Here is a 5,379-nt window from a genome sequence, read left to right on the forward strand (position 1 = left end):
TTTGACACCCGATCCTGCAAAATATAGAGCAATAGTGGAGATCTGTATTGATCTCTATTGGGACCAGACTTTCCGCAAGCAGCAGCAGGCTGCATTCAGTCGGCAAGTCGACTGGGCTATCGAACGAAATATCCCGGTCATCATTCATTGTCGTGAAGGCTTGGATGACGTTTTGACCGTGCTTTCGGATAAAGGCGGCAAAACGCGGGGTGTGTTCCATAGTTTCGGAGGCTCTGTGGAGGATGTCAGGCGCATCAGGCAGATCGGAGATTTTTATTTTGGCATCAACGGGATAGTTACATTTAAAAACTCCAGGCTTAGAGACACGCTGTCAGAAATAGGGATCAAACGGATTTTGCTTGAAACAGATTCGCCATATCTGGCACCTGTTCCATACAGAGGGAAACGCAACGAAAGTGCCTACATCCCCAATATTGCCACGAAAATAGCCGAAAGCCTCGGTCTGACATTTGAAGAAGTCGCACAGCAGACAACAGTCAATGCAGTCAATTTATTTGCTATCTGATAAAGATAGGATTCTCTTTGGCTCCAAAGAACGTAATTGTAACACTTTTTAGGGGAATATATTTCACTCTTATTGCAGAAACGCCTACTTTTGTGATAATTAAAATCCGCTATGTACTTATTAAGAACCATTATTGTCGCATTCTCAATTGCGTTATTGTCAGTGTGTGCCGGAAAAGCTCAGAATCAGAACTGGGCGCAGGTCAGAATCCCGGTAGCATGTATCCGGGATGGCAAAAGTCATGCTTCGGAAATGACGTCGCAAGTCATCATGGGCACTCCGCTTGTTATTCTTGAAGATGATGATGAATGGATTCGAATCCAGGCGCCTGACGGCTATGAGGGATATATAAATATTTCAGGCCTTTCCCGCAAAACGCAGAAAGAGATGGATGAATGGCGTTCATCGTCCAGATTAGTTGTGACATCGCGTCCTGAAATAAAAGTCTATTCTTCCGCCTCGGATCAATCTCCCAGAAATGTTGTAACCGAACTGGTGATGAGTTCAATTGTCGAGGGCAGAAACATTGACAGTGTCGTAAGTGAGGTCATGCTGCCGGATGGCAGATGCGGATATGTCAATTCAAAGGATGTGCTTTCGATTGAAAAATGGGCAAGCCGGACTTTAGACATGGACAGCTTGCTTGAAACTGCCTATTGGCTCAAAGGTGCACCTTATCTTTGGGGGGCATGCTCTACAAAGTCTGTCGACTGCTCCGGTCTTGTGCGTGTGACATATTTTGACCGTGGGATTCTCACCCTTCGGGATGCCAGACAACAAATAGAAATTGGACGACGCATCTCTCCTTCAGATCTCGACAGCCTTCAGAAAGGCGATCTGCTGTTTTTCTCGAATACTCCGGACGGACGTATCTCTCATGTCGCCATTTATGACAATGACGGGGTATATATCCATTCGTCCGGCTTAGTCAAAACCAACCGTATGACTCCCGATGATCCCGATTTCAGCCATCGCTACTATCGCGGAGCATCACGAATAAAGGGCATGGAAGATACTGAAGGGATTGTGCGTATAAGCAGCCATCCCTGGTACTTCAATGTCTTGTCCAAATAAACACTGCGCGATATATCTTAAAATATCATGATAACATTTGCAATTTGTCTGATACTCCTCATTACAGCTTATTTTACATATGGCCGCTATCTTGAAAAGCTGGCAGACATAAATCCGGAACGGCCTACTCCCGTTGACCGTTGCGAGGACGGGGTGGATTTCATTAAATTGCCCCGATGGCGTGTGTTTCTGATCCAGCTTTTGAACATCGCCGGTACCGGACCTATTTTCGGTGCCATCCTTGGCGCCTGTTTTGGACCGGTAGCATTCTTATGGATCACACTCGGAGGTATCTTTTTCGGCGCGATGCATGATTTTATGTCAGGAGTGATGATTATGCGCCATGACGGACGAAGTCTGCCTGAGATCATAGGGATCTATATGGGTGTCACCACTCGCTCTGTTGTCAGAGTCTTCTCAATTGCGCTGATGGTCCTTGTCGGTGCCGTCTTCATTCTGAGTCCGGCTGAACTTTTGGCTTCGATTGTTCCTGAGATTACTAAAAATTTGTGGGTATGGATTATATTGGCCTACTACATCTTGGCAACCATGCTCCCGGTTGATAAGGTTATCGGCAAAGTATATCCTGTTTTCGGGATAGCTCTTATCGCAATGGCGGTCGGGCTTCTGATTGTACTTTTGTCCGGCACATATACAATCCCGGAGCTGACAACACTCCATAATTTCCAGCTTGACCCTGAAAAATTGCCGATTGTACCAACACTATTCATTACAATAGCCTGTGGTGCGATCTCCGGATTTCATGCGACCCAGTCTCCCCTCATGGCAAGATGTATCACCAATGAAAAGAAATGCCGATCGGTATTCTATGGATCCATGATTTCCGAAAGTATCATAGCTCTTATCTGGGCCGCTATCGCAATGGCGTTTTTCAATGGTCCGACCGGGCTTGGCGAGCAGCTTGCCAGGCATGGAGGAAATGCCGCATGGGCAGTAGACGTGATCTCTCATACGACATTAGGCAAAATAGGCGCTGTGCTGGCTCTTCTTGGAGTAGTGGCTGCACCGATCACCTCCGGCGACACTGCATTTCGTGGCGCACGTCTGATTGTGGCCGATATATTTAAAATTGATCAGCGCCCGATCTTAAAGAGATTTGCCGTATGTATACCATTGTTTGTGGTAGGCTATGGAATAACACTTATAAACTTTGATATTGTCTGGAGATATTTTGCGTGGGCCAACCAGACATTGGCAGCCGTTGTCCTTTGGTCAATATATATCTGGCTTGCCCGACAGAAGCGCAACTACTGGGTTGCTCTGATTCCGGCAGTAGCCATGACATTTGTTGTTACCTGCTTTATCTTTGTCTCACCACAGTTTTTTGGAATTGCGAACAAAACCATAGCATTCTCCTTGGCGGCCTTGACAACAGTCGGATTTGGCCTCCTTGCCAATCGCCGCGTCAATTCGGCTATTACTATTCTTGAATAATCAGCAAATATCTGAACAATGATTATAATCAACACCACATTTCACGTAGAGAAAAGCATCGAGAGCAGTTTTTGTCAATGGGTGAGAGAGGAATATGTCCCGTCGGCTCTTTCGTCAGGATTATTGTCATCTCCGGTCTTCTCCAGAATCATGATCGAAGTTCAGGAAGACTGTTCGAGTTTTGCCGTTAGCTTCAAGACCCGATCAATTGAGGACGCAGTCCTTTGGCATGATGGAGCAGGTGCCGATCTCCGGCAGACTCTCCACTCCAGATTTGGAGAAAAAGCATTGTTCTTTTCAACCTATATGGATGAGATGCCGCTTTGACAGCAAGTATGCAACACGACAAAATCATTATCGGTATTGACCCCGGCACGAATGTGATGGGTTATGGAATTCTCGGCATCAAAGGAAAGAAACCTGAGATGATCGCTATGGGAGTGGTGAAACTAAACAAATATGACAGCCACTATCTCAGGCTGCTTCATATCCATCAGCGAGTTCTTGGACTTGTCGAACAATTTCTTCCTGATGAAATGGCCATTGAAGCTCCGTTTTTCGGGAAAAATGTCCAGTCAATGCTGAAATTGGGACGCGCTCAAGGTGTTGCGATTGCAGCGGCTCTGTCGCGCGATATACCGATCACTGAATATGAGCCTCGAAAGATCAAGATGGCGATAACCGGCAACGGTGCAGCCAGCAAGGAGCAAGTGCGTGAAATGTTGCGGCGTATGCTCAAAATTTCCGATGAACAGCTCGATATAGAACTTGACGCGACAGACGCATTGGGCGCTGCACTATGCCATTTCTATGAGTCAAGCCGCCCGGTAGCTGCCAATTCCCCGAAATCCTGGAAAGACTTTATTGCCAAAAATCCGGACAGAGTCAAGTGATAATACAGTCGCTAATCACTCCACCAGTCGGAATCAGCCGGTGGAATGTCATCTGCGTTTCAGATTCCTGAAAAAGAATTTGAAATGACGTACTACTGTCGGTAACATACCGTAATAATGACTCATGATTCTAAAGCGTTCGATCAGGGATGCTTTATGATGAGCTGTTGTCATTCCTTCGGAAAGATAGTCGATCAGCAGACCGTCGACATAATGATTGCGGTGTGACCGTTGCAGACAACGTATACACCATTCATAATCGGCGGAGTAACGATATCGGGTGTCGTAATTGTCCACCAGTTTTCTTAAAACGATAAAGGCCTGATGGCAGACAACCATCCCGTTTTTGAAACTGTCAAGAGTCAACACCGATGGCGCTGTAAGATGTCTGTCGCCGATTCTGTTTCGTGCAGAATCAACAATCTGGGTCTGTCCGTAGACAATGCCCGGATAATCATTATCCATAATGGCGTCAGCAATCTGCTGGAGCGTATCCTTTGAATGGAATGAATCACCGGCATTAAGAAATATGACATAGTCTCCATTTGCCACACCCAACCCTTTGTTCATAGCATCATACAGACCTCTGTCTGGTTCTGAAATCAGATTCAGTGATTGAATTCCTGACTCATTCGCAAGTCTTACCGTTTCATCTTTAGATGCACCGTCTACTATTATATATTCATATAAGCGGCATGTCTGTTCCTTGACACTTTTAAGTGTCGGAGGCAATGTGGCAGCTGCATTATATGTGACTGTTATTATTGAAAAAAGTGGATTCATCAGATAGCGGTAAAGTGAAAAGTAAAACCTTAGACATATTCAACCGACTGGAATGATAATCGGCGACATCAAATTACGGGTATGTCAATCCCAAAGATGGCATACCCGTTATAGTGGATTCATTAGTCCGGGAAACCGGATCTAATAGATATTACTAATAGGGGAGAGACTGTCAGTTTATCCCTGTACAAGCGAAATGATCAGCTCTTTGCCGTCTTCACTTTCCTGAAAATTGACTTTGCCTTCACGCGCAAGCCATCCAAGAGCAGCAAAAAGCTCTTTTTCTGTTTTGATTTTGGCAATCTTCTTGAGCTGTTTGGTTCCAAGAGCATCCGCTTCGTTAAGAGCCGCCCACACGCTTCCTGCGTTTAAGCCGATAGTGTCAGTGTTCATTTCGTAATAGTTTAAATAGTTAGAGATTGTTTGATATAGGGTTGTTTGTATAGATTGTTGGCTTTTGCCCTGAAATCAAGTATCAGTCGCAAATTTACAATTATTTTTTAAAAATTGTTTACTACTTGGTAACAATTTGCATGTCAAAAAAGTTCATAAGGCATCAACATCTTTGATGCCAATGCCTTATGAGGTAGATTTACGAACTTGCCGCTCAGTTGCGATAGAGCAGATATGAGGTGTATGGAGCCAATG

The 5,379-nt window shown here is 45.1% G+C and carries 7 protein-coding genes; 5 read left to right on the forward strand and 2 right to left on the reverse strand.

Annotated elements, in window-relative coordinates; genetic code table 11:
- From K2H17_RS06915 to ruvC, 5 genes are all read left to right on the forward strand, one after another.
- A partial coding sequence (locus tag K2H17_RS06915; RefSeq protein ID WP_300133022.1) for a TatD family hydrolase occupies positions 1-526 on the forward strand: 526 nt, incomplete at its 5' end.
- A 111-nt stretch (positions 527-637) separates the two neighbouring features.
- Positions 638-1,600 carry a C40 family peptidase gene (locus K2H17_RS06920; RefSeq protein WP_300133025.1) on the forward strand — a complete coding sequence of 321 codons (963 nt, stop codon included), beginning with the start codon at positions 638-640 and terminating at the stop codon, positions 1,598-1,600.
- A 27-nt stretch (positions 1,601-1,627) separates the two neighbouring features.
- A complete protein-coding gene (locus K2H17_RS06925) occupies positions 1,628-3,055 on the forward strand; it encodes a carbon starvation CstA family protein (protein WP_300133028.1) in 1,428 nt (475 codons plus the stop codon).
- 18 nt (positions 3,056-3,073) lie between these two features.
- Positions 3,074-3,382, forward strand: coding sequence for a DUF4286 family protein (locus tag K2H17_RS06930; protein WP_300133031.1), 309 nt, complete (start codon positions 3,074-3,076; stop codon positions 3,380-3,382).
- Positions 3,383-3,390: 8 nt separating this feature from the next.
- Entirely contained in the window at positions 3,391-3,948 is a 558-nt protein-coding gene (gene ruvC, locus K2H17_RS06935) for a crossover junction endodeoxyribonuclease RuvC (protein ID WP_300133033.1), read from the forward strand.
- 48 nt (positions 3,949-3,996) lie between these two features.
- Here ruvC and K2H17_RS06940 read toward each other — a convergent pair whose 3' ends face one another.
- Together K2H17_RS06940 and K2H17_RS06945 are read right to left on the reverse strand one after the other, a co-directional pair.
- Positions 3,997-4,731, reverse strand: coding sequence for a glycosyltransferase family 2 protein (locus tag K2H17_RS06940; RefSeq protein WP_300133035.1), 735 nt, complete (start codon positions 4,729-4,731; stop codon positions 3,997-3,999).
- Positions 4,732-4,908: 177 nt separating this feature from the next.
- Positions 4,909-5,124 (reverse strand): winged helix-turn-helix domain-containing protein, encoded by a 216-nt coding sequence (locus tag K2H17_RS06945; RefSeq protein ID WP_300133038.1) that lies wholly within the window; start codon positions 5,122-5,124, stop codon positions 4,909-4,911.
- Positions 5,125-5,379 lie beyond the last annotated feature (255 nt).

The sequence above is a fragment of the Duncaniella sp. genome (genome assembly GCF_029054785.1).
Lineage (GTDB): Bacteria > Bacteroidota > Bacteroidia > Bacteroidales > Muribaculaceae > Duncaniella.